Source organism: Marinomonas spartinae, assembly GCF_900089775.1.
In the GTDB taxonomy this organism is placed as follows: domain Bacteria; phylum Pseudomonadota; class Gammaproteobacteria; order Pseudomonadales; family Marinomonadaceae; genus Marinomonas; species Marinomonas spartinae.
Genome location: NZ_FLOB01000005.1, coordinates 26,151 through 50,113, shown reverse-complemented (window position 1 = coordinate 50,113; position 23,963 = coordinate 26,151). Strand labels below are relative to the sequence as shown.

Sequence of the window (23,963 nt, the reverse complement as noted above, 5' to 3'; positions counted from 1 at the left end):
GACGTTAATATCCCGAGAAATCAGACACACCTATGAAGAGGGCAAAAGGACATGACTCCGATAAAATTTCATGGAGCGGGCAGTGAATATTTCAAAATTTGGATTGTTAATACTCTATTAACCATTATTACCATAGGTCTATATCGGCCTTGGGCAAAAGTTCGCTCTTTGCGCTATTTTTATGGTAATACCGACTTAGATAACGCAAGCTTCGAATATCACGCAACAGGAAAACAGCTCTTCCCGAGTTACCTCATTGCTATTGTTATTTTGGCTTTATATATACTTCTCTCGAAAACCAATGCGGCATTAAGTGGTATTTTCCCAATTGCACTGGTTATTGCTTTGCCTTGGATCGTCTGGCGTTCACTAAAATTCAACTTTCGCATGACAAGCTATCGCAATGTCCGCTTCGGCTTTACTGGAAATCTTTCAAGCTCTTATATAGCGATACTCGCTTACCCTATCAGTCTTTTGATCGCAGGCTTCATTGTCATATATTTTATTTTTTCAGCCATTCCACAACCTGACAATATAAAAATCATTCTTCTGCTTTTGATTTTTGCGTGCCCTGCCTATATTGCTATAATCAAAATGGTAACCAGTAACTTTTTAATCAATGGCTCTCACTTTGGTCAAGGGAAATTCTTGGCCAAACTTGAATTCAGACCTTTTTTCTTTATTATGCTTAAAGCGACTGGATTAGGCCTTTTACTTGCCGCCATTTCATTAATTATCGTCTATGGTGTAGGTTTCAATGCACTATCTCAAACATTACAAGGCATGCGAGGCTTAGGCTCTAGGCCAAGCCCAGCTACTATTCTTTCTGCTTTTATCATTTTCTACATAGTCTTTATTTTAGTTGGTATGTATGTTTTTTCTTATACTACGGCTCGCCAACGTCAATATATTTTAAACAGTATGCAGCTAGATAAGTCTATTCGTTTCCAATCAACCTTAGCCGCTAATAAATTTTTCATCATCGCTTTTACAAATTTTCTACTACTGATCTGTACACTGGGCTTAGCTTATCCTTGGACTGCGATACGACTTTATCGCTACTCAATGGAGAGTATTCATGTTCATGCGGAAGAAGGCTTTGACGGTTTTATTAGCCAACAAAGTGATAACAAAGGACCTTTAGGCGAAGAACTTGGTGATGCCTTTGATGTTGATGTCGCAGGTATTGCCCTGTAATGATACAAGGTAGACTTTACTTGGCAGGATGCTCAACATCGTTTCCTGCCACCTTACATATTGATAAGAGAGGCTTTCAGCTTCGCGCTGAAGGCCTCTCTTCTATTATAGGCTCTCATAATGAACTTAAGGTATCGGACCGCATAGGGAATATCATGCGAAAAATAACCTTAAAGGATGGAAGCTTATTTGAAACACAAGATAATGATGCCATTGATGCCTTGCTGAACGATACCATAACATCAACTCGGCTAATGGCATTCATTCATATATTAGAAAAAAATCTAACGTTTACCATTGCCTGCATTTTTATCATTATTGCGGTGGTTTTTTCAGGCTTTAAATGGGGTCTACCAGTGGTTAGCAACGTTATCGCCAACAACCTCCCTGCTTCAGCTAATCAAGTACTGTCAAGCCATGCGCTACAGTTTTTAGATGCCACCGTATTAAGCGCGAGCCAGCTACCTTCTGAGCAAAAGCTTAAGATACGCCAACACTTTGAAAATAAAATCGTCCCTCTTTATCAAACCGATGACAAAACCGTTTTCACTCTGCATTTTCGTCGTTGGCCATCAGAAAAAGGAACAGGCATTGCCAATGCGTTGGCATTACCAGATGGCGATATCATCATAACGGACCGTTTAATACAACTCGCCCACAACGAAGCTGAAATTGATCTTATCTTATTACATGAAATGGGACATATCGTAGGCCGTCATGCATTAAAGAAAGTCATCGAAGGTAGCATAATGGCCGTCACCGCTTCATTGATTTTTGGCGATATAAACTCAATGAATGACTTAGGTATTGGCGTCGGATCATTTCTCATCAGCAATGTCTATTCACGACATTATGAAGCTCAAGCCGATCAATTTGCTTATCAGCATGCTTTAACAGCTAACATCCCCCCATCCAGCTTAGGGGACATCCTCACTAGAATAGAGCAAACCTCCAACAAAGGCATACCTAACAATGACCTTAAAAACACCAAGGGGTCTACAAAAACACAATCTGATGACGGTGGTTTTTCTAGACTACTTTCTACTCATCCAAGCTCGGCACAAAGAGTAAGAATAGGAAAGCATTATCAAGACTGCTTTAATCAAGGCCTTACCCACTGCCCGTCACCGTAAAATAAAAACCATCATCTAAGAAACATCTTATAAAAGCGCAACGAGTATCCGATCTCTCAAATACGCCATACCAGACACGTGTACTTGAGCGATGTCATCTGCCTTAATACTTAATTCAGCCCAGAGGCGCGACGTTTTTCCCATTGCTCGGCCTTGTTCAAAGCACATACTGGTTAAACCTAACTGTTTGTATAAATAACAAGCCAAAGCACCGCTCGCACTGCCTGTGGCAGACTCTTCGGATATCCCAACTGCAGGCGCAAAGTTACGACAATAAGCCGTCACCCCACCTTTTTCTGGGTTTAATTCAAAAAGGTGAAAGCCGATCACTTTCTCCTGTCGAGAAAAGTCCACTACCGCTTTTTCATCCATAACCACCTTGTCTAATTCACCTTTCGGTACGGGCACGATAATGTCCGGTAATCCAGTCGATAATGCTTGGATCGGTAAAGCTAGCTTAGAAAGCGCTCTCTCTGACAAACCAAATAGCGGTGCAATAACATCAGCAGAATAGACGTTCATCCAAGTTGGTCGAGTCTGCTCCATGGTAACCAACCCTGTAGTGTCCACGTCAACCGCTAACACACCCGCCTTTGTCTCTTGCATATAACGTCCCTCAGAGACAATACCTAGATGTTTTAACAGCCAAAAAGTCGCCACGGTAGCGTGCCCACAAAAATCCACTTCTTCCGTTGGCGTAAAAAACGCCACCGCAAAATCCGCTTTTTCATTTTGAGAAACAAACGCCGTTTCCGAGACGCCGACTTGTTTCGCTATGCTGAGACGATCCTCTCTAGACAAATTGTCTGCGTTCAACATCACCCCCGCCGTATTTCCACCCTTTTCAAGGTAGGAAAACGCCTCGACTAAATACACAGTGACAGGAGGCATTTTGTCTTCTACTTTTTCCATCACTACTGAACCGACTTTCATGTTTATTCCAACCTCTCTTCATGACGAAGATTGTTCTTAGTGTTCGACTAGTTTACTCTCTTGAAAAGCGTCGCTGGGCTAGTTTATTAGATCAACGACTTATCTGTAAGTGAACTTTATAGAGAAACCAAATAGTGTTTTTATCCTTCTTTCCCAAACCCAAATTATTTTTTCTAAGTTTCGCCCTATGGGCCCTTGTTTGTGTCATCGGTTGGTATACAAAAATTCAAGACCTAGGTCACCTATTAAGCTTAGGTTCGGTATTTGGCGTGCATTTTCCTGATGCCTTAAGCAAAGGTGCGAACGCCGCCGCACAAGCCGCATTTGCTAGTCAACAAAAAACAGCTGTCGATGTATGGCTCTACCAATATATGGCCGTTTGCTACGCTATTTTTATTGGTGTATGGATGACGTTTGGTGGACAAAAATGGGCTAAATGGTCTGTTATAGGTTCTGGTCTTATCATCTTTACTACATGGTTTAGTGTTCAACTAGGCGTAATGATGAACGAATGGTACGGCGGTTTTTACGACCTTATTCAAAAAGCCCTAAGCAGCCCACACAGCATAACGATTACCAGTTTTTATGCTCAGCTGTCCACTGTATCTATCATTGTTTTTGTTTCTGTTATTGTCTCAGTATTAAACAACTTTTTTGTTAGTCACTATGTCTTTCGTTGGCGTACGGCTATGACCCAATATTACACCGCTAAATGGCAGCAAGTTCGCCATATAGAAGGGGCATCTCAACGGATTCAAGAAGACACTATGCGTTTTGCCAATATTGTTCAAGGGTTAGGAGTTAGCTTTATCAATTCCATTATGACTCTATTGGCTTTTTTACCTATTCTGTGGAGTTTATCAAGCCATGTAAAAGAACTTCCATTCATCGGTGAAGTGCCTCAGCCTTTGGTTTTTGTTGCTATTATTTGGTCAATTTTTGGTACTGTTTTGCTTGCTATTTCAGGTATTAAACTTCCAGGATTAGAGTTTAAAAACCAGCGAGTAGAAGCGGCTTATCGTAAGGAGCTGGTATATGGGGAAGATTTTGAAGATCGCGCAGAGCCACTAACCCTTACAGAGCTCTTTACGAATGTCCGCAGAAACTACTTTAGACTGTATGGCCATTACTTATATTTTAACGTAATACGCTACTCTTATGTATATATGGGACAATTTGTCCCCCTTATTGCTCTCGCACCTTCCATCGTTGCTGGCGCGATTACTTTAGGTCTTCTAAACCGAATTTTGAATGCTTTTAACCAAGTGGAAGGTTCATTCCAATTTTTGGTCGGTTCTTGGACCACGATTGTTGAATTGCTCTCTATCTACAAACGTTTAAAAGCCTTTGAAGCGGCTATCGATGATCAGCCTTTGCCTTCTATCGAAGAGACGCCAACCGCTTAATCATCATTCATTTGTCTCTATTGACATAACGCTATTTCAGGACGGGACATCAAAAACAAAAAAGCCAGCTAACTAAGCTGGCTTTTTGTCATTAATCTTTGTTTGTTACTTCGAATATTTATAACTCGAAGACTAACCATTCTAGACATTAATATTAATATTCTGTCCAAGATTATCCGTTGTCATATGGCTGCCGCTGCTAGCGGCTGGCGTAGGATTGGCTTTTGGGTTACTGTCGGTGCTCGCTAAAAGGTCAAGCGCCCGCTGACCCTGTTGCACTTGGGCATCCTGAGACAACTTAGCAGTGTAGGCTTCTCTGGCATATGATGCAGCTGCACTAGCGCCACTGATACCATCCATAATAACCTCCCAAACGTCATTAAAAACACTTTCCGTTTACTATATGACCATTATAGCTGAAAACTGTTCATTTTACGATCAGTTTATTTTCATTAAGTGCTTTTCCTGTCTACTCGGCTGATAATAAAAAGAAAGTTTTCAATTAGTCACACTATAAACTCGTCTTATTCACGAACTCATCCCAGTGGCGGCTCACTAACGCCTGATTGCTCTCCAACGTATCTCTTTGTACAACCCGGCCTTGCTTTTGAAGATTCAAACGGTGATTCAAAGCACGGTACAAAGTATACGTCTGCGTCATTTCCTGCGCCGTTTCATCAGCGATCAAACCGACATTGGCTGCGGCTTCTAGTTGACGCACATTATCCGAATAGCGCATTAATTCTGGGTACTGATGGGACCAAGCCAGCACAAGATATTGCACCATAAACTCAATATCAATAATCCCACCGGCACCTTGTTTCAAATCAAAGCCCTTCTCTTTCCCTCCGGAGTCTAGGTGGGCGCGCATTTTTTCACGCATCTTGATGACTTCTTGCTTGAGCTCAACGCGATCCCGTTCATTGCCAATAATCAGCTTACGACAGGCCTCGAATCTTGCTATCAGGTCCTCATCCCCTGCTAACGCTCTGGCACGGGTTAATGCTTGATGCTCCCACACCCACGCTTCTTTTTGTTGATAGTCCTTAAAAGCCTCCAGACTACTGACTAATAACCCCGAATTACCTGAGGGACGTAATCGCATGTCTACCTCATACAAACGACCTGCCGCAGTAAAGCTGGTTAGCATATGAATAATACGCTGACAGAGTCGTGTGTAAAAAGTTAAATGATCGACACTTCTGTCACCACTGGTGTAGCCGTTGGCTTGAGCATCGTGAACAAACACTAAGTCTAAATCCGAATCATAACCTAACTCCAAACCACCAGACTTGCCATAGCCAATAATCGCCAATTGTGGTGAACTGACCAACTCCCCCTCCTGAACAGGGAAACCATGCTTATGGGTCAAATGCCACCAAGATTGCTGCAAGACTTGCTCCAACAGGACTTCTGCCAACCAAGTTAAGTGATCACTCACTTTCATAACAGGCAAGATTTCTGTGATATCACAGGCCGCAATCCGTAAAGTAATGGATCGTTTGAAGCGCCTTAAAGCATCCATTTGGGCTTCTTCATCCTCTTCTGGCAGGCGCAGCAAAATTTGTTGTAACTCTTCTTTTAGCATGGCTTTGCTAGGGGGGGAGAATAAAGTATTTGCGTCTAATAGTTCATCCAGCAACGCTGGGGAGCTGGAAATCACTTCGCTAAACCAAGCACTTTCACGACATAACCCCATTAAATGGGTAATGGCTGTGGGGTTTTCACACAACAAAACCAAATAGGCAGTACGGCGCAATACCGCATCCAGAATGGGGATAATACGTTCTAAAATAATATCAGGAGCCCTTTCTTCTGCTAATGCAGATACAAAGGCGGCTAAAAAAACCGATAGACGCTCCTGCCCAATGGGCTGCATAAAGACCACGCCTTTTGAGCTTAAAAACACACTTAACCGATTCACGGCTGCTTCTCTATCCTGCCATTGAATATCGGCAATGGCATCGGCAATGGCTTCTTGATCTTTGGCATTTTTCAGCAATAAACGCCAACTTTCTTGTTGCTTCACCTCTTCACTGCTTTCTTCACCATCATCAATCAGCTCGGAGAAAATCCCATGAACGAGGTGGCGCAAGCGCCACAGTTCATCATTTAATGCTTGCCAAGAATCAAAGCCCACCATAATGGCTAGGCGAGCCTGACCCATCTCATCCTCTGGTATGAGCTGGGTCTGCTCGTCTCGATACGCTTGCAGTGCATGCTCTGTGCGACGCAATAAAAGATACGCTTGTGTGAGTGTGGCAACATCGGTTGAGGAAAGATAATGATGTTTTTCCAGATGAGGTAAAACAGACAATAAGGCGGGCTTTTGAAGCCCTTGATCTCGTCCACCATGGAGAATTTGTAAGGCTTGAGCAATAAATTCAACTTCCCGAATACCACCTCCCCCCAGCTTAATATTATGTTCAATGCCTTTTCGGCGTACTTCTTTGGCGATCATCTGCTTCAAATCTCGCAAAGCGCCAATCGCTCCAAAATCCAGGTACTTTCGATACACAAATGGTTTGCGTAAAGCTTCAAACTCGGCAATGTCTTGTTGGTCACCTGCCATCACTCGCGCTTTGATCATGGCATAACGTTCCCAGTCACGCCCTTGATCTTGGTAATATTGCTCCAAAGAGTCCATATTGAGCACCAACGCACCCGACTGACCAAATGGCCTCAAGCGCATATCGACACGAAAGACAAAGCCATCTGCAGTGACCTGATCTAAATGTTGAATTAACTTTTGCCCAAGTTTCGTGAAATATTCTTGATGGGAAAGGCTCTTTTTCCCTCCTTGAGTCTCGCCATGCTCACGGAAAGCAAAGATCAAATCTATGTCAGACGATAAATTGAGCTCGTTGCCTCCTAATTTCCCCATGCCAATCACAATCATAGATTGCACTTTGCCTTGCTGATCCAAAGCATGGCCATAAAGCGTCTGATAATGATGAACACTCCACGCTAAGCTGGCTTTAACTGAGGCATCGGCTAGACCGCTTAGCATAGCAGTTAGCTCTTTTAGAGAAATCTGCTGCTGAAGATCCAGCGCAATCAAATGTGTCATCCACCACTGTCGATAAAGTCGCAAGCGCTTCATCAAACTCGGCTCATCCAGCCCCATTGACTCTTGATCTTGCTGCAACACTTCTTTGACCGTTTCCGCATCGCTAGCAAAGTAGGCTTCACCTGCCATCATCGCTTCATAGGATGGTCGCGGTAGGTACGTTGTATCGCATAAATGATTGTCTAACCAATGAGGAAAGCGCACCCATTGCTGATGCAAATAATCGCTTAACAACCATAGCGGCTCTAAACGATCGATTTGCTCTTGATTGAGAAGAGACAACCCACACCGCTCTCTAGATTCTTGGATCGCCTCGTAAAGCGTCGATCGATTAGGGTGTTGATTACAATAAACAAGATAAGCAGTGTTCTTTACAAGCGGGGTCAAAGGAGATTCCTTCTTCATGGTTTAAGCCTTTACACGATGTCTACGGGAGTCTCATCATGCAAAGGTAGCGATTTTTATTATGGATAAACGAATTAACTGTTGATCAACATTCAGCAGGATCGGCAACACAATAGTCTAACGGGCCGAGGCTTGATTAAGCCATTGACCTACTTTTAACATCACAATGCCAGTTTGCTTCAAACCTCCAAAGTGAGGGAGCAAGTCTTCTACAAACTCTGAAGACGCGGCTAATAATGCTTTCTCCAATAGCAGCACTTCTTGCTTCAGTTCCGACGACAAATAATAGGCCAACTGAACTAACGAATGACGAATGGGTTGAATCAATATCTCATCTTCCATATAAAACATGGCCTCCCAGTAGACTAACCAAGATTCGTACCAATATACTGCGAAGTCAAATTCTGTCGCAGTATTGTCTGGCTTCTCTGGAAACTGAATCTGTCCATGCTTAAGACGAACCCCTTTTTGTGCTTTTGACACCGTACTCACTTGCACAGGAACTTGTTGGGCTAACTTGTGAGCGAATTCGTATAAGACTTTGTCATCACCCGATTTTAGCTCAATTTCCAACTCGCAGATGGGCTCTTGACCATAAGCAGAGGTCACGACCCCTTGGTCACACACCACTTCCATTTGCGTGCCCTGCTCTTCTATCAGCCAGACCTGGCGCTCAAAGTCCGTTCGATAAACTTCGATCAGATCTTTCCCCCAAGATAAATCCATTAACGACTCGGGTAAGGGTACGGCGTTTAGCAAGGACAAATCTAATTGTCCATTAGGCACCTGCCATTCCCATTCGCCACGGGCATGCATGCCAATTCGGCTACTGCCCCGGGTTTTCAATGTCTGAATGTATTTCTGATTCACCGCCCGAATACGCAGGGCCACCCCCGCATCCATCAGCATCGCATCGGCGGTATCAAAATAACCATTCATCAAAGAGAGTGTAGGTTGACGGGAACTTGTCTCATTAGCTTGTTTGCAAATTTCATCTAAAAACTCACTTGCAGGCTTGAGATACTCGGACTGAACCATTAGCTTTAGTTCTAGCTCGGTAGCCATATTTTCTTAACCTCATTCACTTCTGACGCATTATCACATCAGAGACTACTTAATTTTTGTTTAAGTGTATCAGATGCCCAGCCTACAGTAGTAATATTAGCGTTATCACTTTGATCGAGGATAGCTTGTGAACACTCCACCGCCGCTCATCACCATGATGTCTCAACTGATTGCATCGCCCTCTATCAGTTCTAGTCAAGCCAGCTGGGATCAGTCAAATAAAAAAGTCATTGAACTGCTAGAAAACTGGCTTTCCTCCTTGGGCTTTTCTTGTGAGGTCATGGCGATTCCCAACCGCCCTAACAACGTCAACTTGATTGCCACAATTGGCCAAGGCGAAGGCGGCTTAGTCCTATCCGGTCATACAGATACCGTACCTTATGACCAAGATCGCTGGCAATCGGATCCTTTTCGCTTAGAAGAGAGGGATAACAAACTGTATGGGTTAGGCAGTTGTGATATGAAGGGCTTTTTTGCCGTGGTCATCGATACCCTGCGCGATATGGATTTGACTCAATTGAAAGAGCCATTAATTATTCTCGCCACTGCGGATGAAGAATCTTCGATGTCAGGTGCCCGTGCATTAGTCAGCCAGCAGAAAATTAAGGCTCGTTATGCGGTAATCGGCGAACCCACTTTGCTGAAACCGATTTATGCCCACAAAGGCATTATGATGGAACGTATTCAAATTAAAGGACAGTCTGGCCATTCATCCAACCCTTCCCTTGGCAATAACGCCATGGATGCCATGCATATGGTCATGTCCGAGCTTATGACCTTTCGCCAGCAATTGAAGAAAAAATATCGCGACGCCAATTTTGTCATTGAGTACCCAACCATGAACTTTGGTTGCATACACGGTGGCGACAGCGCAAACCGTATCTGTGGAAAATGTGAACTAGACTTTGACCTACGCGCTTTACCAGGAATGAGTAACCAATCCTTGATTGAAGAAATTCAAGCGATTTTACCCAAAATCGAAGAGATAACAGGTACCACAATAGAAATGCGCAGCTTGTTTGAAGATATTCCCTCTTTCCTAACATCCACGGATTCTGATATTTTAAAAACCTGTGAAGCACTGACCCAGCAAACAGGCGACAGTGTCGCTTTTTGTACCGAAGGCCCCTTTTTAAATCAACTTGGCATCGAGACCTTAATACTGGGCCCAGGCTCCATTGATCAAGCCCACCAGCCAAACGAGTTTATGGCACTAGACCAGATAAAACCTATGCAACATATTCTACGCGGCTTAGTACATCGCTATTGCTTACAAACAGTCTATAAAACACAGCCTAACACTAACAGTTCATCTATCAATAAACACCATGAGCAAACTAAGATCGACCCATTTAACAACATAGACGAGGAAGACCGTGCCTGAAGAACTCAATTACGTGGACTGGTTTCGCCACTCCTCTCCCTATATTAATGCCCATAGAGGAAAAACGTTCGTTATTTTAATCCCTGGAGAAGCACAGGAATGTGATCACTTTTCCAGCATCATTCATGATTTAGCCCTCTTGGATTCATTAGGCATTCGCCTTGTATTGGTTCAAGGTGCTCGTCCCCAAATTGATAGGGCCTTAGCACAAAAACACTCTGTCAGTGTTTTCGAAAACGGCTACCGGATTACACCACAAGAACAATTATTAGACATAATCCAAGCCTCTGCCGCTGTTCGAGTACAGTTAGAAGCCCAACTGTCCATGGGTTTATCCAATACCCCAATGGCAGGTGCTCGTTTGAAAGTCTGCAGTGGTAACTATGTCATCGCACGTCCATTAGGCGTAGTGAATGGCATTGATCATGGTCATTCAGGGGAAGTGCGTCGCATAGACTCCGAGGCGATTTTTCGCCTGCTTGAAGATGACAACATGGTGCTATTGCCTCATCTTGGTTTTTCACCAACAGGAGAAGTGTTTAACCTGAAAGCTGAAGACGTTGCCATACAAGCCGCCGTACAGCTAAAAGCGGATAAGCTAATCATCTACTCAGAAGAAGAAGGGGTTTTTGATCTTGAAGGAGAGCTCTACTCTGAACTGGTCGCCCATGATGCTGAAATCATTTTACAAAACAATAGCCTACCACACTTCACCCAAGTGGCCTTAGAAGCCTGTGTCGCCGCTGTTCGCCAACATGTTCCAAGGGCGCATATGATTTCCTATAACGAAAATGGTGCCTTACTCAGAGAGCTGTTCACCCGTGAGGGCGCAGGCACCATGATAGACGAAGACAGTTACGAGCAACTTCGTCCCGCTCACATTGATGATGTGGGCGGTATGATGGCCCTGCTTGCCCCGTTAGAAGATAAAGGGGTTTTGGTTCGTCGTTCACGGGAATTACTGGAAAACGAAGTGGATCGTTTTATCGTCATTGAACGAGATGGTGCCATTGTGGCTTGCGCTGCCCTCTACCCATTTGAGCAAGAAAATGCGGGGGAATTGGCATGCCTAGCAGTATCGCCGGATTACCGCGGATTAAATCGCGGTGACCGTCTTTTAAAAGGTATTGAACTGTCGGCAAAGCAACAAAATTTGAGCACCTTGTTTCTACTGACAACACGAACTGCCCATTGGTTTATCGAGCGAGGCTTTAGCGAAACATCACTAACGACACTGCCTGCCAAAAAACAAGCTTTATATAATTACCAGCGAAACTCAAAAATATTTGTTAAAACGCTGCGTTAACGAAAACACTTATAGTAAAAAAGGCGCTCCGAATCATAATCGGAGCGCCTTTTTCATTTTAGAACGTGTTTTCAAGAGCTAGGCCATTGATCAAAAATCAGCCCAATCCTAGCCTACTTCTTTTCAACAGTCTGGGCTGGCCATGCCTTATCATCCAAGTTCAGCTCAGGAAGATCAGCCGCAGAGAAAACAGGGCTCTCTATGCCTTTTTTCAACTGATCCTCATAGTGTTTAAGAATACGTAAGCCTTTCTTGAATAACATAATCAAGGCCGTCAAGTTGGCAACCGCAAGCAGCCCCATGGTTAAATCAGAAAAAGCAAAAACAGAGTTTAAGTTGGCAACTGCACCAAGACCACACAGTAAAATAACCGCTAAACGAAAGACCATGACAGCCAATGTCCCTTTTCCTTTGCGGAATAAGAAGGCTAAGCTGTTTTCACCCAAATAGTAGTTATACAAGATAGTACTAAAGCCAAATAGCAAAAGCGCGATACTGACAAAGATACGTCCAGACTCTCCAAGGTGGGTCGCTAAAGAGGCTTGAGTTAAGGCCACCCCACCAGCTGCAATATTAGTACTTGCTGGATCGTAATTGGTACCCAGTAGGATAATCAATGCCGTGCAGGTACAAAGTAAAATGGTATCAATAAAAACAGAAAAGGATTGTACAATACCTTGGTTAACAGGATGAGGAACAAAAGCCGTCGCCGCTACATTTGGCGCACTCCCTAAACCCGCTTCGTTAGAAAACAAGCCTCGTTTCATTCCCATCATAATGGCAGCCCCCATACCACCACCTACAGCAGGACCTAAACCAAACGCACTTTTCACTATGAGTTCTAGTGCATGGGGAATGGCCGTCACGTTCATCACCAACACAATCAATGCCAACAATAGATAACCAATGGCCATCACTGGCACAAGGATTTCAGCGATACGTGCGATACGCTTCACACCACCAAAGATGATCAAAGCAATCACAACGGCTAAAGCCAAGCCACTCACTTTTAAAGGAATATGAAAGGCATCCTGCAACGAAGTGGCAACCGCATAGGACTGTACGCCAGTAAAGGCCACACCAAATGTAATCAATAATAAAATAGAATATACAATGGACAATGGACGCCAATTAGCCCCAATACCTCGCGAAATATATTGTGCAGGGCCACCACGGAAAGAACCATCAGGTTCTGCCGTTTTATAAGCTTGTGCTAGGGTACATTCAAAAAAACTGGTGGCCATTCCCATTAGACCCACCAGCCACATCCAGAAAATCGCTCCTGGACCACCGATGGTAATAGCAACCGCCACACCCGCTATATTACCACCGCCCACTCGCCCAGCAACAGATAATACGAGGGCCTGAAAAGACGTCAGTTGACCATTTTTAGCCGCTTCTTTTTTACCGAATAAGACAGAAAACATGCGCCCAAAAAATCGAAATTGAACAAATCGGGACGACAGGGTGAAACCAAGGCCAACAGCAATGAGCAATGCAATCAGAACATAGCTCCACAGTAAATCAGTTAGTTGTACAAGCAAAACAAAACTCCTAGAAATGGATAAAATTGCTGGCGAGGCGTTTATTGCCAGTTCAAGGGGCGGTATTGAACCAAATAGGAAAGGCAAGTAGCAAGAAAAATTGCACTCAAATAGACGCTGAAATCATAAAAACGCACTATTTCAGTTCGTTTTTTAACCAGATCAGTAAAAATACAGCGCATCATCTCTCTTTACAATGATCAAACGCTCCCCGTTGGCGGTGATATGATAAATCTATTGCGCTGTATAACTGGCTGTTTTTTTTAGCCCAAAAAAAGCCCTTCATATTGAATCAATATGAAGGGCTTTCTATCAAAGGAATTCGCTTAAATACGAAACTAATTAACGACTTGCCAATTATTTATTTGCCAATTTTAAATGGAATAAACATTGGATAACCTTGGCGAATCACACGCATCGGAACAGAGCGATTATCCGGTATATTCTTCACGATATCAGAAAAGCTTTGAGCATCTTTAATCTGTTTACCACCTAACATCGTAATCACATCTCCTTGCTCTAAACCATTGCGAGAAGCGGCACCACCAATCACCTGTTCAACCACTACACCGTGTTTAGTGTCGAGTTTCTTCTCTAAATCCGCAGTAAGGTTGCCAACGACCATGCCAAGACGGTTTTGCTCTGCCATAGACTGTGCCGTTTTATGCTTACTGGCAGGTCGAGTCTCAAGTGTCAAAGAGATCGTTTTATTTTTCCCATCACGGAAAATATCCATCGTCACTTTTTCACCTGCTTTCAACTGGCCAACCATATAAGGCAATGCGCTAGAATGGTTAATTTCTTTGCCGTTAAAGGACAGGATAATATCACCCGATTTCAACCCTGCTTTTTCAGCAGGCGATTTTGGCATAACACGACTGATCAGCGCACCATGGGGACGCTGTAATCCAAAGGATTGTGCTAAGTCCGAATTCACATCTTGAATCAACACGCCCAACCAAGCACGAGATACTTTACCATGCTCTTTTAGCTGTTTGACTACGGACATAGCCACATTGGATGGAATCGCGAAGGACATGCCCATGAAGCCGCCAGAACGGGTATAAATTTGTGAGTTAATCCCCACAACTTGTCCATCTAAGTTAAATAGTGGACCACCTGAGTTGCCTGGGTTTATGGCTACATCGGTTTGAATAAAAGGAACATAATTATCGTCAGGTAGATTACGTCCTGTTGCACTCACAATACCAGCGGTGACAGAGTGATCAAAGCCAAATGGTGAACCAATTGCCAATACCCATTGGCCCGCTTTTAAGGTATCAGAATTGCCCATTTTAACGGTGGGCAAATCTTTCGCTTTAATTTTCAACAAAGCCAAGTCAGTACGCGCATCCACACCAATCAATTTGGCTTTATACTCACGACGATCACTTAAAGTCACATGAATCACATCCGCGCCTTTAACAACATGATCATTGGTTAAAATGTAACCATCGGGTGAAATTATAAACCCTGACCCTAAAGAGCTACGCTCTTCCTGTCTAGGCGCCTGCGGGCCACCAGGTTGTCCTGGGAAAGGTTGCTGACCAAAAAAACGATGGAAAAACTCGTTCAGTGCTTGATTATTTGGATCAAGCTGCGGCCCATCTTGCGACGCAACGTTTGCTGATATCGTTTGCTCAGTGCTGATATTAACAACAGCCGGAGCCGCCTTTTCCACAAGTTTCGTAAAATCAGGCAGCTCAGCAGCTTTGGCGAACATGGAAAACATCATCATAAACATGACGACACCGATGCTCGTTTGTTTAAGCAATCTGTTCATTGATTGGTCTCCTTAAGACATATCAAGTTGATTACAGTGCCAGGTGAAGAAGGTTCTACACTTAAGGCGTAAAAATTAATGGAATATGTTCACCCCTTAAGGGCATCTCTATCCGCAAAATGGTCGGGTAAAAATTGGGATTATTTATTTCAGATAACGATTTTCTCTTTGCTAGCAATAACCCAAAAACAAAACCCATGATAGAACAAATAACCGATACGTCACTACTAGCCTGCCATAAAGACGGCATCATAGCGCCACCGACTAATCCCAGCAAAGGCATCAAGTACATCCAAAAAGAGGCTTGTAACAAGGTATCTTCAGGAATGCCAACCACAACACGCTGACCCACCTCTACATCAAATGGGGCCGTTGCACGCATGCGCATGCGATTACTGGCCGACACCTGCGCAATCGCGTGATGTCCACAAGCGTGGCGTGCCCGACAAGAAGTACAACTGCTGGTACGAATGGTCTCTACCTCCGCATAGCCTTCTTCAACGGATAATACCGTTCCCGTTTCTTCTATCATTCTTTTGCCTTTGGTCTAAAGACGGACATAAGTTTTTCTATTGTTATGCTTGGCACTTCACCAACCATCGTCACCAAATAAAGCTGTTTGCCTACTTTGATGGTTTTTTCCCCTGCCATGGTCGCCCCCATATTCATCATCGTTGTCGCCTTCGGCTTGCTTACGGTGTCCACAAACACCGAAATACTTGCCATTCCATCGGACAGGAGAAGCATAGTAGAACCCTGATGTATGGCCCTAGCATTGGGCCAAACTAAAGCAAAACCAGGAGGTAACCAATCAAACGTCCACTTACTTTTTACAGCACGATACATAGGTTCTGTTAGTTTTTCCGAGTATTCCCCTTTTTTAGGAATAAAGTCAGAGCGTTGTAAGTTTGGATGAAAGTTCACCGCAGTGAACTGTATCCGGTCTAATAATTTACCACTAGCATCCGTAATATCATGTTTCAGAAGAAAATGATTTTTAACATCCAGCCAAAGCTCATGACCATAACGATAACTATCTTTTGGCACCAATTTCAAGACACGCGTATCTCGACCGGCAATCCGCCCCATTTTATCGCTCAGTTCTAACCGATAGCCCTGTTTTAACCGGTCAATATCTAACTGCTTAAAACGATCAAACGGAGCCTTACCAATGGTTAACTTATTAGAGTACGACTCATTGGGATAAACGCAAATTACTGTATCACCGATCCTCAAAACTTTAATCTTCTGACCATCAAGATCGACAAGACTTTCGTATTCTTTACCTTCTTTACGTTCATGCTTAACCCGCATACTGTTCATTTGATTCTCTTCAGAATGCACAAAAATGCCATCATAGCTAAGGTTTGAGAACGATTTAGACATATCAATAAACAACTGAGCAGCATCAGGCTGACTCGCTTTCGCTTGAGCGAAAACAGGTATCAGACAAATCAACAGTAGATAAACACTCCACATACGTAATTGCTTCATGTTTACTCTTCCGTTGGGTAACTAACAAGACGTGCCATAGGAATGATGCCCTGACCCGCACTGATAGTCGCTTGCTCTGCATGTTGTCGCAGATAGGTTTGCAAGCGTTGATTATCCCCATCAAGTGGCTGCTTGTTGAGTTCAGATAGAGTCGTCACTGGCAACGCCACATTTGTTTGTGGCGTCTCCACAGTCGCCACCTGAGCAGGAACGGTATCAGGGGACATTACATAATTGCCAGTAAACACCACCACAATCGCTACACTAGCTGCCGTCGCCAAAGAAGGCCATAAGGACCAAACGCTTTTCATCTTTGATGTGGTTTCATCTCCGATGGAGTCAGAAGATGCTCCCTCCCGAGAGACTTGTTGCGATGCCAAATTTCCCTGTCCAATAGGCGAGACAGTAGCACTTTGATTCTCATGATCCAGCGCCGCTTGTTGATCTTCCTGATCGATTTGCGCCCTTACTCGACTGACTAAGTTCACACTGGTATTCGCATTAACCGCCAGCTCTTGATGCAACGACTGCTGAATGATATGGAACGCTTGCATTGGTTTACCAAGGCTTTCGTCGACCTCAAGAAGACGTTCTAAATCTTGCTCACTGGCCTCATCATCAAACATGGCCGAAAGACTGTCTAACATCACAGAATCAATCTCTTTTGATGTCGTCATAAAGTGTCTCCTCCATTTAAAAATGGACGTATTTGTTTTTCCAGCACCTCGCGAGCACGAAATATTCTGGATCGCACCGTTCCAACAGGACATTCCATAATAAGTGCTATGTCTTCGTAGCTCAGTCCATCAAACTCTCTTAGGGTTAATGCGCTTCTCAGTTCTTCTGGCAAGGTCTTTAAAGTTTCTCTAATAACGCTTTCTAATCGGTCACGGTTGAGCAATGCCTCTGGCGTATCCGTATCCAATAACGCATCATGATGACTCTCTACGTCATCATTATCGAGTTCCATATCGTAGCTTGGTGGACGACGAGACCGATTAACTAAATAATTTTTGGACGTATTGACGGCAATTCGATAGAGCCAAGTATAAAACGCACTTTCACCACGAAACGAGTCGATTGCTCTATAAGCTTTAACAAAACTCTCTTGAGCAATATCTAATACTTCATTTTTATCTTGTACATAGCGACCAATTAGCCCAATTACCTTATATTGATATTTAGCCACTAATAAATCGAAGGCGCGTTTATCGCCTTGCTGCACTTTTTCCACCAACGCCTGATCAGAGGACGTTTCACTCAGCATAGGCACCCCTAATTAATACTCCACATCTGTGCCTGTACACACATAAGAGACAACGCAACATGTTATGAGTTCCCATAAAAATAAGACTCGCCCCAAGCGCTTTTTAAAATGTGTATATTTTTGGAGAATAAAGCGCATTCTTAGAAAGTATTCACTATTTATGTTTAACAATAGTAACATTAAAACTTCAGACACTATTTTAGTAGAACCCAATAATGAGTCGACACTTTAAACACGATATCGTTATCGTCGGTGCAGGTGCTGCAGGATTGACCTTAGCACTTGAACTGGCTAACACGCATAAAGTCGCCATTTTGACCAAAGCCGATATTCGCGAAGGGTCAACACTTTACGCACAAGGCGGTGTAGCAGCGGTATTATCCGAAAAAGATACCATAGAGTCTCATATTGCCGACACCATTGATGCTGGCGCAGAACTGGGCGATCCAGATGCCATTCGCTTCACCGTTGAACACTCCAAAGAAAGCATTGCTTGGTTGATTGACCAAGGCGTTCCTTTCACCCGCTATGGCAATAACGAAGAATACCACCTAACAAGAGAAGGTGGACACAGCCATAGACGTATTATTCACAGTGCCGATGCAACAGGCTTGGCCATTTCACAAGCTCTGATAAAAAATGCGACAAATCATCCCAATATCGAATTTTTCCCTGACCGTGTCGCGATCGATGTCATTACCTCTAAAAAATTGGGGTTAGCAGGAGAAAACCGTGCTATCGGCGTTTATGCACTCAACTTAGATGACGATGTTATCGAAGTATTCCATGGTAAGAACGTTTCTCTCGCTTGTGGTGGCAGTAGTAAAGTTTATCTTTATACCAGCAACCCAGATACCGCCTCAGGCGATGGTATTGCGATGGCTTGGCGTGCTGGGTGCCGTGTTGGCAATATGGAATTCAATCAGTTTCACCCGACTTGTCTGTATGACGCTAAAGCCAAAACCTTTTTGATTTCAGAAGCCGTCCGTGGTGAAGGTGGCCGCTTATTGCTACCTGACGGATCACGCTTTATGCCATCATTTGATGAACGCGCTGAGTTAGCCCCCAGAGATATTGTTGCTAGAGCAATCGATCATGAAATGAAACGTCTAGGGATTGATCATGTGTTATTAGATATCTCTCACAAAGACGAAAACTTTATCAAAGAACACTTTCCTACCATCTATCAACGCTGCTTAGAGTGCGGACATGACATGACCAAAGACCCGATTCCCGTCGTGCCTGCGGCGCATTATACTTGTGGTGGTGTGGTAGTAGATCAAAATGGTGCGACCGATATTAGCCATCTCTATGCTATTGGTGAAACCGCTTATACCGGCCTACACGGAGCGAATCGCTTGGCAAGCAACTCGTTATTGGAATGTATTGTCTTTGCTCGTTCAGCGGCTAAACACATTATGAACCACCCGATCCAAAACGAAAACTTAATCATTCCAGACTGGGACGAATCGAAAGTCACCAACTCAGATGAAGATGTCGTCATCACCCATAACTGGCAAGAGCTGCGCCGCTTTATGTGGGATTATGTGGGCATCGTTAGAACCAATAAACGCTTACTTCGCGCCAAACATCGTGTGGATTTGCTAAAGTCAGAGATTCAAGAGTTTTATAAAAACTACAAAGTCTCTAGCGACTTATTAGAGTTACGTAATTTGGCCGTGGTGGCAGATCTAATTATTCAATCCGCTATGTCACGAAAAGAAAGCCGTGGGTTACACTTCACACTGGATTATCCAGACAAGCTGGAAAACAGTGAACCGACCATTCTTTCTCCTCATAATAAGCCTTAAATAAAATCCCCTTGCTCAGACGGTTTATCCCTTGTCGCCTCGGCACGCTGTCGTAACATTTGCTGTGCGCCATAGGAACGCAGCAAGCGATAGGTGTCATAAGGCACACTGTCTCGATAAATCACACGATAACTTGGCCAAAAAAATCGTGTAAGCTTCGACTCCTGAGACGCAAAGGTTGCAATCAGCTGAACCCCATTCACTCGCACAAAAGTTAAGCGTTCAATACGCTGCTGTTCCTGCCAGAAAGCACCAAACTCATCAATCCCAATGTAAATAGGGCCGCATGCTCGGCGGTAAACCACTAGACCTAAGAAGCCAAATACAAAAACAATCAAAAGCCCCCACCAAAACAACGGAGGAAACCAGAAAACACGCAGGAGAAGAGCACAACACCCAGCAAAGAAAAGCCAAAGTGCTATGCCAATTATAGAGGGGTTAAGCCTTGTAGTTTTCAGGCTGAACACGGGTCAAAATGATATTAACGATACGGGCGTGATCCGGATCTGGTGCCACTTCTCTTTGCATAAACCAAACAAATAGCTCCTGATCCTCACAGGCAAGCAGTTTAATAAAACGCTGCTGATCTTCCTCTTCCAAGGTTAGATACACTTCCTCTAGAAAAGGTTCAAGAAGAACATCCAGCTCTAGCATGCCTCGACGGCACTGCATTTTAAGACGTTTAAATTCAATGGAATCGGCGGTGATTTCAGTCATTCAATGTTCCCCTAAATAGAATCGGGCTCATTATAGCCATTTGCCGCAAAACAGAAAATAGCTAACACAGATTCTCTGATGCAGATCTTAAAACCAGATGATTTTTTAAGCGTAGTAATGAGACCCCAAAAAATTAAACGTACTTTTTTGACTCATTTTTCCAGACAAAAGCAAAAACAAAGCAAAATAGTACCAATATTGGAGTTTTCTGTATTAGAGAGGAAATAACACTAAGCATATATTTGAACAACTTGGTAACCAAAATTATCAAGACTAGGTTAACGAGATAAAAATAATAACGACTCCAAAAGGGAGAGACCTACTATGAAAAACTTCGCGAAAGCCGCGCTTGTCATAGGCACCTCTTGTGCAGCAACTATGCTAACTACAGACGCCATCGCCGATACCGTTCTGACCGTTGCGACGGTTAATAATGGTCAAATGATCCAAATGCAAAAGCTCACCCCCGAGTTTGAAAAAGCCAATCCTGGTATCAAAATCAAGTGGGTTACGCTTCCAGAGACCCAATTACGCCAGAATCTTACGCAAGACATTGCCAACAAAAGTGGCTTGTATGACATCATGACCATAGGCATGTACAACACGCCTATTTGGGCCAAACGCGGTTGGTTATCCCCCATCAATACCAGTGGCAAATATGATGTGAAAGACCTGATTCCTTCCATTCGCCAAGGGTTGTCTTATAAGGACAAACTCTACGGGGCACCTTTCTATGGAGAAAGCTCCATGGTGATGTACCGCAAGGATCTAGTTGAAAAAGCGGGCATGAAAATCACCGATCGAGATAAATGGACGCATATCGAAAAAGTGGCCAAAGCCATAAACGATCCAAAAAAAGGCATATATGGTATTTGTCTACGCGGCAAAGCTGGCTGGGGAGCCAATACAGCTCTAGTAACCACCATTGTTAACGCCTTCGGTGGACGCTGGTTTGATATGAAGTGGCATCCACAAATTGACTCACCTGAGTGGAAAAAAGCCGTTACCTTCTACGTCAACATGCTGAGAAAATACGGACCACCAGGAGCCACTTCGGATAACTTCAACCAAGATCTTGCCTTATTTGAACAAGGCAAATGCGGTATCTGGGTGGACGCTACCATTGCAGCCTCTTTTGTATCAAATCCAAAAGAAAGTAAAGTTGCTGACAAAGTCGCCTTCGCACAGGCACCCTATGAAGTCACCAAAAAAGGCTCTAATTGGCTGTGGTCATGGGCGCTCGCTATTCCTGTCACCAGTAAACATCAAGCCGACGCACAAAAATTTGTCCGTTGGGCAACCTCTAAAGGCTACATTAAATTGGTTGCGAAGCATTATGGTTGGGCGTCTGTCCCTACTGGTACAAGAGAAAGTACATATGCCAACCCTAATTTCCAAAAAGCTGCAATCTTTGCGAAAGCGGAGTTTACCGCCATCAAATCTGCCAACCCAGAGGACAGTACTTTAAAACCTGTACCATACAAGGGTATACAGTTTGTTTCCATTCCTGAGTTCCAATCAATAGGAACGATCACAGGACAAATGATTTCCACCGCTCTGGCCGGAAAAATGTCTGTGGATCAAGCGCTGGAAAATGCCCAGAAAATTGCAGAACGTCAAATGCGAGCGGCAGGTTACTACTAACCTTGCTGTTTAGGAACAAAGGAACAACCCTCCTTTGTTCCTAACTTTCTGACCTTCCACTGGCCTTTATAACAATAATAAGAGAGAGATTCCCCATGAAGCGTACTATCACTCGCTTGTTAATGGCTCCGTCTGTCATCGTGTTGCTTTTGTGGATGATCATACCTTTGTCCATGACCATCTACTTCTCAACCATTCATTACAACCTACTGTATCCGGGTTCTACTCGGTTCGTTGGTTGGTTGAACTACGATTTCTTCATAACGGACCCGGCCTTTCTTACCGCAATAGGCAATACCACTCTTCTGGTTGGGTCCGTATTGATCATCACCGTCGTGCTTGGGGTCGCGTTGTCTGCCCTGATTGACAAACCCTTTTTTGGCCGTGGCATTGTGCGAGTACTGCTCATCTCGCCCTTCTTTGTTATGCCCACGGTGAATGCCTTGGTTTGGAAAAACATGATGATGAATCCAGTTTATGGCATTTTTGCTTGGATATGGCAAAGCCTCGGACTGACTCCCATTGACTGGCTTTCTACCTACCCGCTGTTTTCAATTATCGTCATGGTCAGTTGGCAATGGCTGCCTTTTGCCATTTTGGTCTTTGTTACCGCCTTACAATCACAAGATCACGAACAAAAAGAAGCCGCGCAAATGGATGGTGCCACTAGCTGGCATATTTTCCGCTATCTGACCATTCCGCACTTATCTCGACCCATTACCGTGGTCGTCATGATAGAGGCAATCTTTCTATTGTCGGTGTTCGCGCAGATTTATGTCTCCACCAATGGGGGCCCAGGCTACTCCAGCACCAACTTGGCTTACATGATTTACAACCAAGCACTGCTGCAATTTAACGTAGGCACAGCCTCGGCTGGCGGCTTAATCGCTGTCGTCTTGGCGAACATTGTGGCCTTCTTCTTAATCCGTGCCGTCGGCAAAAACTTAACGGTGTGAGGTGATTGTGATGACTCTTACTCAACAAAAAAAGCTCAAAACCGTCCTGATTGGCTCTTTGGCTTGGATAATCGCCTTAGTACTGTTTTTCCCAATCTTTTGGATGTTTCTTACCTCCTTTAAAACAGAAGCTCAGGCCATTGCCTTTCCGCCGGAGCTGTTTTTCAAACCCACCCTAGAGAATTTCGCTATTGTGCAGGAGCGTAGCGATTATCTGTACCATGCCATGAACTCGGTTGTGATTTCCTTTGGGGCCACCATCATCGCTCTGATCATTGCCATTCCAGCCGCTTACTCTATGGCATTTTTCCCAGGCAAGCGGACCAAAGATATCCTGTTATGGATGTTGTCCACCAAAATGCTGCCATCTGTTGGGGTATTGGTGCCAATTTATCTTTTAGGTCGAGATTATGGACTGCTCGATACACGAACTGGACTGATCATCATTTTTACCTTGATGAATCTGCCCATCATCGTCTGGATGCTGTTTTCCTACTTCAAGGATTTGCCTAAAGAAATTCTAGAAGCCGCACGAATGGACGGAGCAACGCCCTGGACGGAAGTTACCAAAGTGGTGATGCCTTTGTCCGTTGGCGGCATCATCTCAACGGGGTTGCTATCCATCATCTTGTGTTGGAACGAAGCGTTTTGGTCCATCAACCTGACGGCTACCAATGCGGCACCACTAACCGCCATGATTGCCTCTTACTCAAGTCCTGAAGGCTTATTCTGGGCCAAGCTATCAGCCGCCTCCACCCTAGCCTGTGCCCCCATCATCATCTTCGGCTGGTTCTGTCAGAAACAGTTGGTCCAAGGCCTGACATTTGGTGCCGTCAAATAATAGGAAT

At 44.0% G+C, this 23,963-nt stretch carries 21 protein-coding genes; 9 read left to right on the top strand and 12 right to left on the bottom strand.

What is annotated here, in order from left to right:
- Positions 1–51 precede the first annotated feature (51 nt).
- Together MSP8886_RS12030 and MSP8886_RS12025 are read left to right on the top strand one after the other, a co-directional pair.
- Positions 52–1,197 (top strand): YjgN family protein, encoded by a 1,146-nt coding sequence (locus MSP8886_RS12030; RefSeq protein WP_067016731.1) that lies wholly within the window; start codon positions 52–54, stop codon positions 1,195–1,197.
- The gene (locus MSP8886_RS12025) at positions 1,197–2,330 is read left to right on the top strand and encodes a M48 family metallopeptidase (protein ID WP_067016729.1); all 1,134 of its coding nucleotides are present in this window, start codon (positions 1,197–1,199) and stop codon (positions 2,328–2,330) included. The genes MSP8886_RS12030 and MSP8886_RS12025 overlap by 1 nt, the downstream gene beginning before the upstream one ends.
- 27 nt (positions 2,331–2,357) lie before the next feature.
- On the opposite strand, the gene MSP8886_RS12020 is transcribed toward MSP8886_RS12025, so the two are convergent.
- Positions 2,358–3,263 (bottom strand): PhzF family phenazine biosynthesis protein, encoded by a 906-nt coding sequence (locus MSP8886_RS12020; protein WP_245659093.1) that lies wholly within the window; start codon positions 3,261–3,263, stop codon positions 2,358–2,360.
- 134 nt (positions 3,264–3,397) lie between these two features.
- Between MSP8886_RS12020 and sbmA the strand changes: the two genes are divergently transcribed.
- Positions 3,398–4,669: a peptide antibiotic transporter SbmA gene (gene sbmA, locus MSP8886_RS12015; protein WP_067016728.1), complete on the top strand. Its 1,272-nt coding sequence runs from the start codon at positions 3,398–3,400 to the stop codon at positions 4,667–4,669.
- A 141-nt stretch (positions 4,670–4,810) separates the two neighbouring features.
- Here sbmA and MSP8886_RS12010 read toward each other — a convergent pair whose 3' ends face one another.
- The 3 genes from MSP8886_RS12010 to MSP8886_RS12000 form a co-directional block, all read right to left on the bottom strand.
- Entirely contained in the window at positions 4,811–5,029 is a 219-nt protein-coding gene (locus MSP8886_RS12010) for a hypothetical protein (RefSeq protein WP_067016726.1), read from the bottom strand.
- 151 nt (positions 5,030–5,180) lie between these two features.
- Entirely contained in the window at positions 5,181–8,144 is a 2,964-nt protein-coding gene (gene glnE, locus MSP8886_RS12005) for a bifunctional [glutamate--ammonia ligase]-adenylyl-L-tyrosine phosphorylase/[glutamate--ammonia-ligase] adenylyltransferase (protein WP_083200935.1), read from the bottom strand.
- Between the two features lie 117 nt (positions 8,145–8,261).
- A complete protein-coding gene (locus MSP8886_RS12000; protein ID WP_067016724.1) occupies positions 8,262–9,209 on the bottom strand; it encodes a CYTH domain-containing protein in 948 nt (315 codons plus the stop codon).
- Positions 9,210–9,336: 127 nt separating this feature from the next.
- Here MSP8886_RS12000 and argE point away from each other — a divergent pair, with 127 nt between their 5' ends.
- Together argE and argA are read left to right on the top strand one after the other, a co-directional pair.
- Positions 9,337–10,593, top strand: a complete 1,257-nt coding sequence (gene argE / locus MSP8886_RS11995) for an acetylornithine deacetylase (RefSeq protein WP_139063139.1) — start codon at positions 9,337–9,339, stop codon at positions 10,591–10,593.
- Positions 10,586–11,899: an amino-acid N-acetyltransferase gene (argA, locus tag MSP8886_RS11990; protein WP_067016722.1), complete on the top strand. Its 1,314-nt coding sequence runs from the start codon at positions 10,586–10,588 to the stop codon at positions 11,897–11,899. Before argE ends, argA begins: the two co-directional genes overlap by 8 nt.
- A gap of 113 nt (positions 11,900–12,012) precedes the next feature.
- Here argA and MSP8886_RS11985 read toward each other — a convergent pair whose 3' ends face one another.
- The 6 genes from MSP8886_RS11985 to rpoE all read right to left on the bottom strand — a co-directional run bounded on the left by MSP8886_RS11985 (position 12,013) and on the right by rpoE (position 17,987).
- Positions 12,013–13,443: an alanine/glycine:cation symporter family protein gene (locus tag MSP8886_RS11985; RefSeq protein WP_067016720.1), complete on the bottom strand. Its 1,431-nt coding sequence runs from the start codon at positions 13,441–13,443 to the stop codon at positions 12,013–12,015.
- Between the two features lie 361 nt (positions 13,444–13,804).
- On the bottom strand, positions 13,805–15,226 hold the full coding sequence (locus MSP8886_RS11980; protein WP_067016718.1) for a DegQ family serine endoprotease: 1,422 nt from the start codon (positions 15,224–15,226) through the stop codon (positions 13,805–13,807).
- Between the two features lie 61 nt (positions 15,227–15,287).
- Positions 15,288–15,758 carry a SoxR reducing system RseC family protein gene (locus MSP8886_RS11975; protein ID WP_067016716.1) on the bottom strand — a complete coding sequence of 157 codons (471 nt, stop codon included), beginning with the start codon at positions 15,756–15,758 and terminating at the stop codon, positions 15,288–15,290.
- Complete coding sequence (locus MSP8886_RS11970) at positions 15,755–16,720, bottom strand: MucB/RseB C-terminal domain-containing protein (RefSeq protein ID WP_067016714.1); 966 nt, start codon at positions 16,718–16,720, stop codon at positions 15,755–15,757. The genes MSP8886_RS11975 and MSP8886_RS11970 overlap by 4 nt, the downstream gene beginning before the upstream one ends.
- 2 nt (positions 16,721–16,722) lie before the next feature.
- Entirely contained in the window at positions 16,723–17,397 is a 675-nt protein-coding gene (locus MSP8886_RS11965; RefSeq protein ID WP_067016712.1) for a sigma-E factor negative regulatory protein, read from the bottom strand.
- On the bottom strand, positions 17,394–17,987 hold the full coding sequence (gene rpoE, locus MSP8886_RS11960) for an RNA polymerase sigma factor RpoE (protein WP_067016710.1): 594 nt from the start codon (positions 17,985–17,987) through the stop codon (positions 17,394–17,396). The genes MSP8886_RS11965 and rpoE overlap by 4 nt, the downstream gene beginning before the upstream one ends.
- 215 nt (positions 17,988–18,202) lie before the next feature.
- Between rpoE and nadB the strand changes: the two genes are divergently transcribed.
- A complete protein-coding gene (nadB, locus tag MSP8886_RS11955) occupies positions 18,203–19,798 on the top strand; it encodes an L-aspartate oxidase (protein WP_067016708.1) in 1,596 nt (531 codons plus the stop codon).
- Here the strand turns inward: nadB and MSP8886_RS11950 are convergent.
- Both MSP8886_RS11950 and MSP8886_RS11945 read right to left on the bottom strand, forming a co-directional pair.
- Positions 19,795–20,136: a hypothetical protein gene (locus MSP8886_RS11950; protein ID WP_067016706.1), complete on the bottom strand. Its 342-nt coding sequence runs from the start codon at positions 20,134–20,136 to the stop codon at positions 19,795–19,797. The two genes, nadB and MSP8886_RS11950, sit on opposite strands and share 4 nt — an antisense overlap.
- A 100-nt stretch (positions 20,137–20,236) precedes the next feature.
- Positions 20,237–20,515, bottom strand: a complete 279-nt coding sequence (locus tag MSP8886_RS11945; protein ID WP_067016704.1) for an FAD assembly factor SdhE — start codon at positions 20,513–20,515, stop codon at positions 20,237–20,239.
- A 324-nt stretch (positions 20,516–20,839) separates the two neighbouring features.
- Here MSP8886_RS11945 and MSP8886_RS11940 point away from each other — a divergent pair, with 324 nt between their 5' ends.
- The 3 genes from MSP8886_RS11940 (at position 20,840) to MSP8886_RS11930 (ending at position 23,956) form a co-directional block, all read left to right on the top strand.
- Entirely contained in the window at positions 20,840–22,159 is a 1,320-nt protein-coding gene (locus MSP8886_RS11940; protein ID WP_067016703.1) for an ABC transporter substrate-binding protein, read from the top strand.
- Between the two features lie 95 nt (positions 22,160–22,254).
- Positions 22,255–23,115: a carbohydrate ABC transporter permease gene (locus tag MSP8886_RS11935; RefSeq protein ID WP_067016701.1), complete on the top strand. Its 861-nt coding sequence runs from the start codon at positions 22,255–22,257 to the stop codon at positions 23,113–23,115.
- A gap of 10 nt (positions 23,116–23,125) precedes the next feature.
- Complete coding sequence (locus tag MSP8886_RS11930; RefSeq protein WP_139063137.1) at positions 23,126–23,956, top strand: carbohydrate ABC transporter permease; 831 nt, start codon at positions 23,126–23,128, stop codon at positions 23,954–23,956.
- Positions 23,957–23,963: the final 7 nt, after the last annotated feature.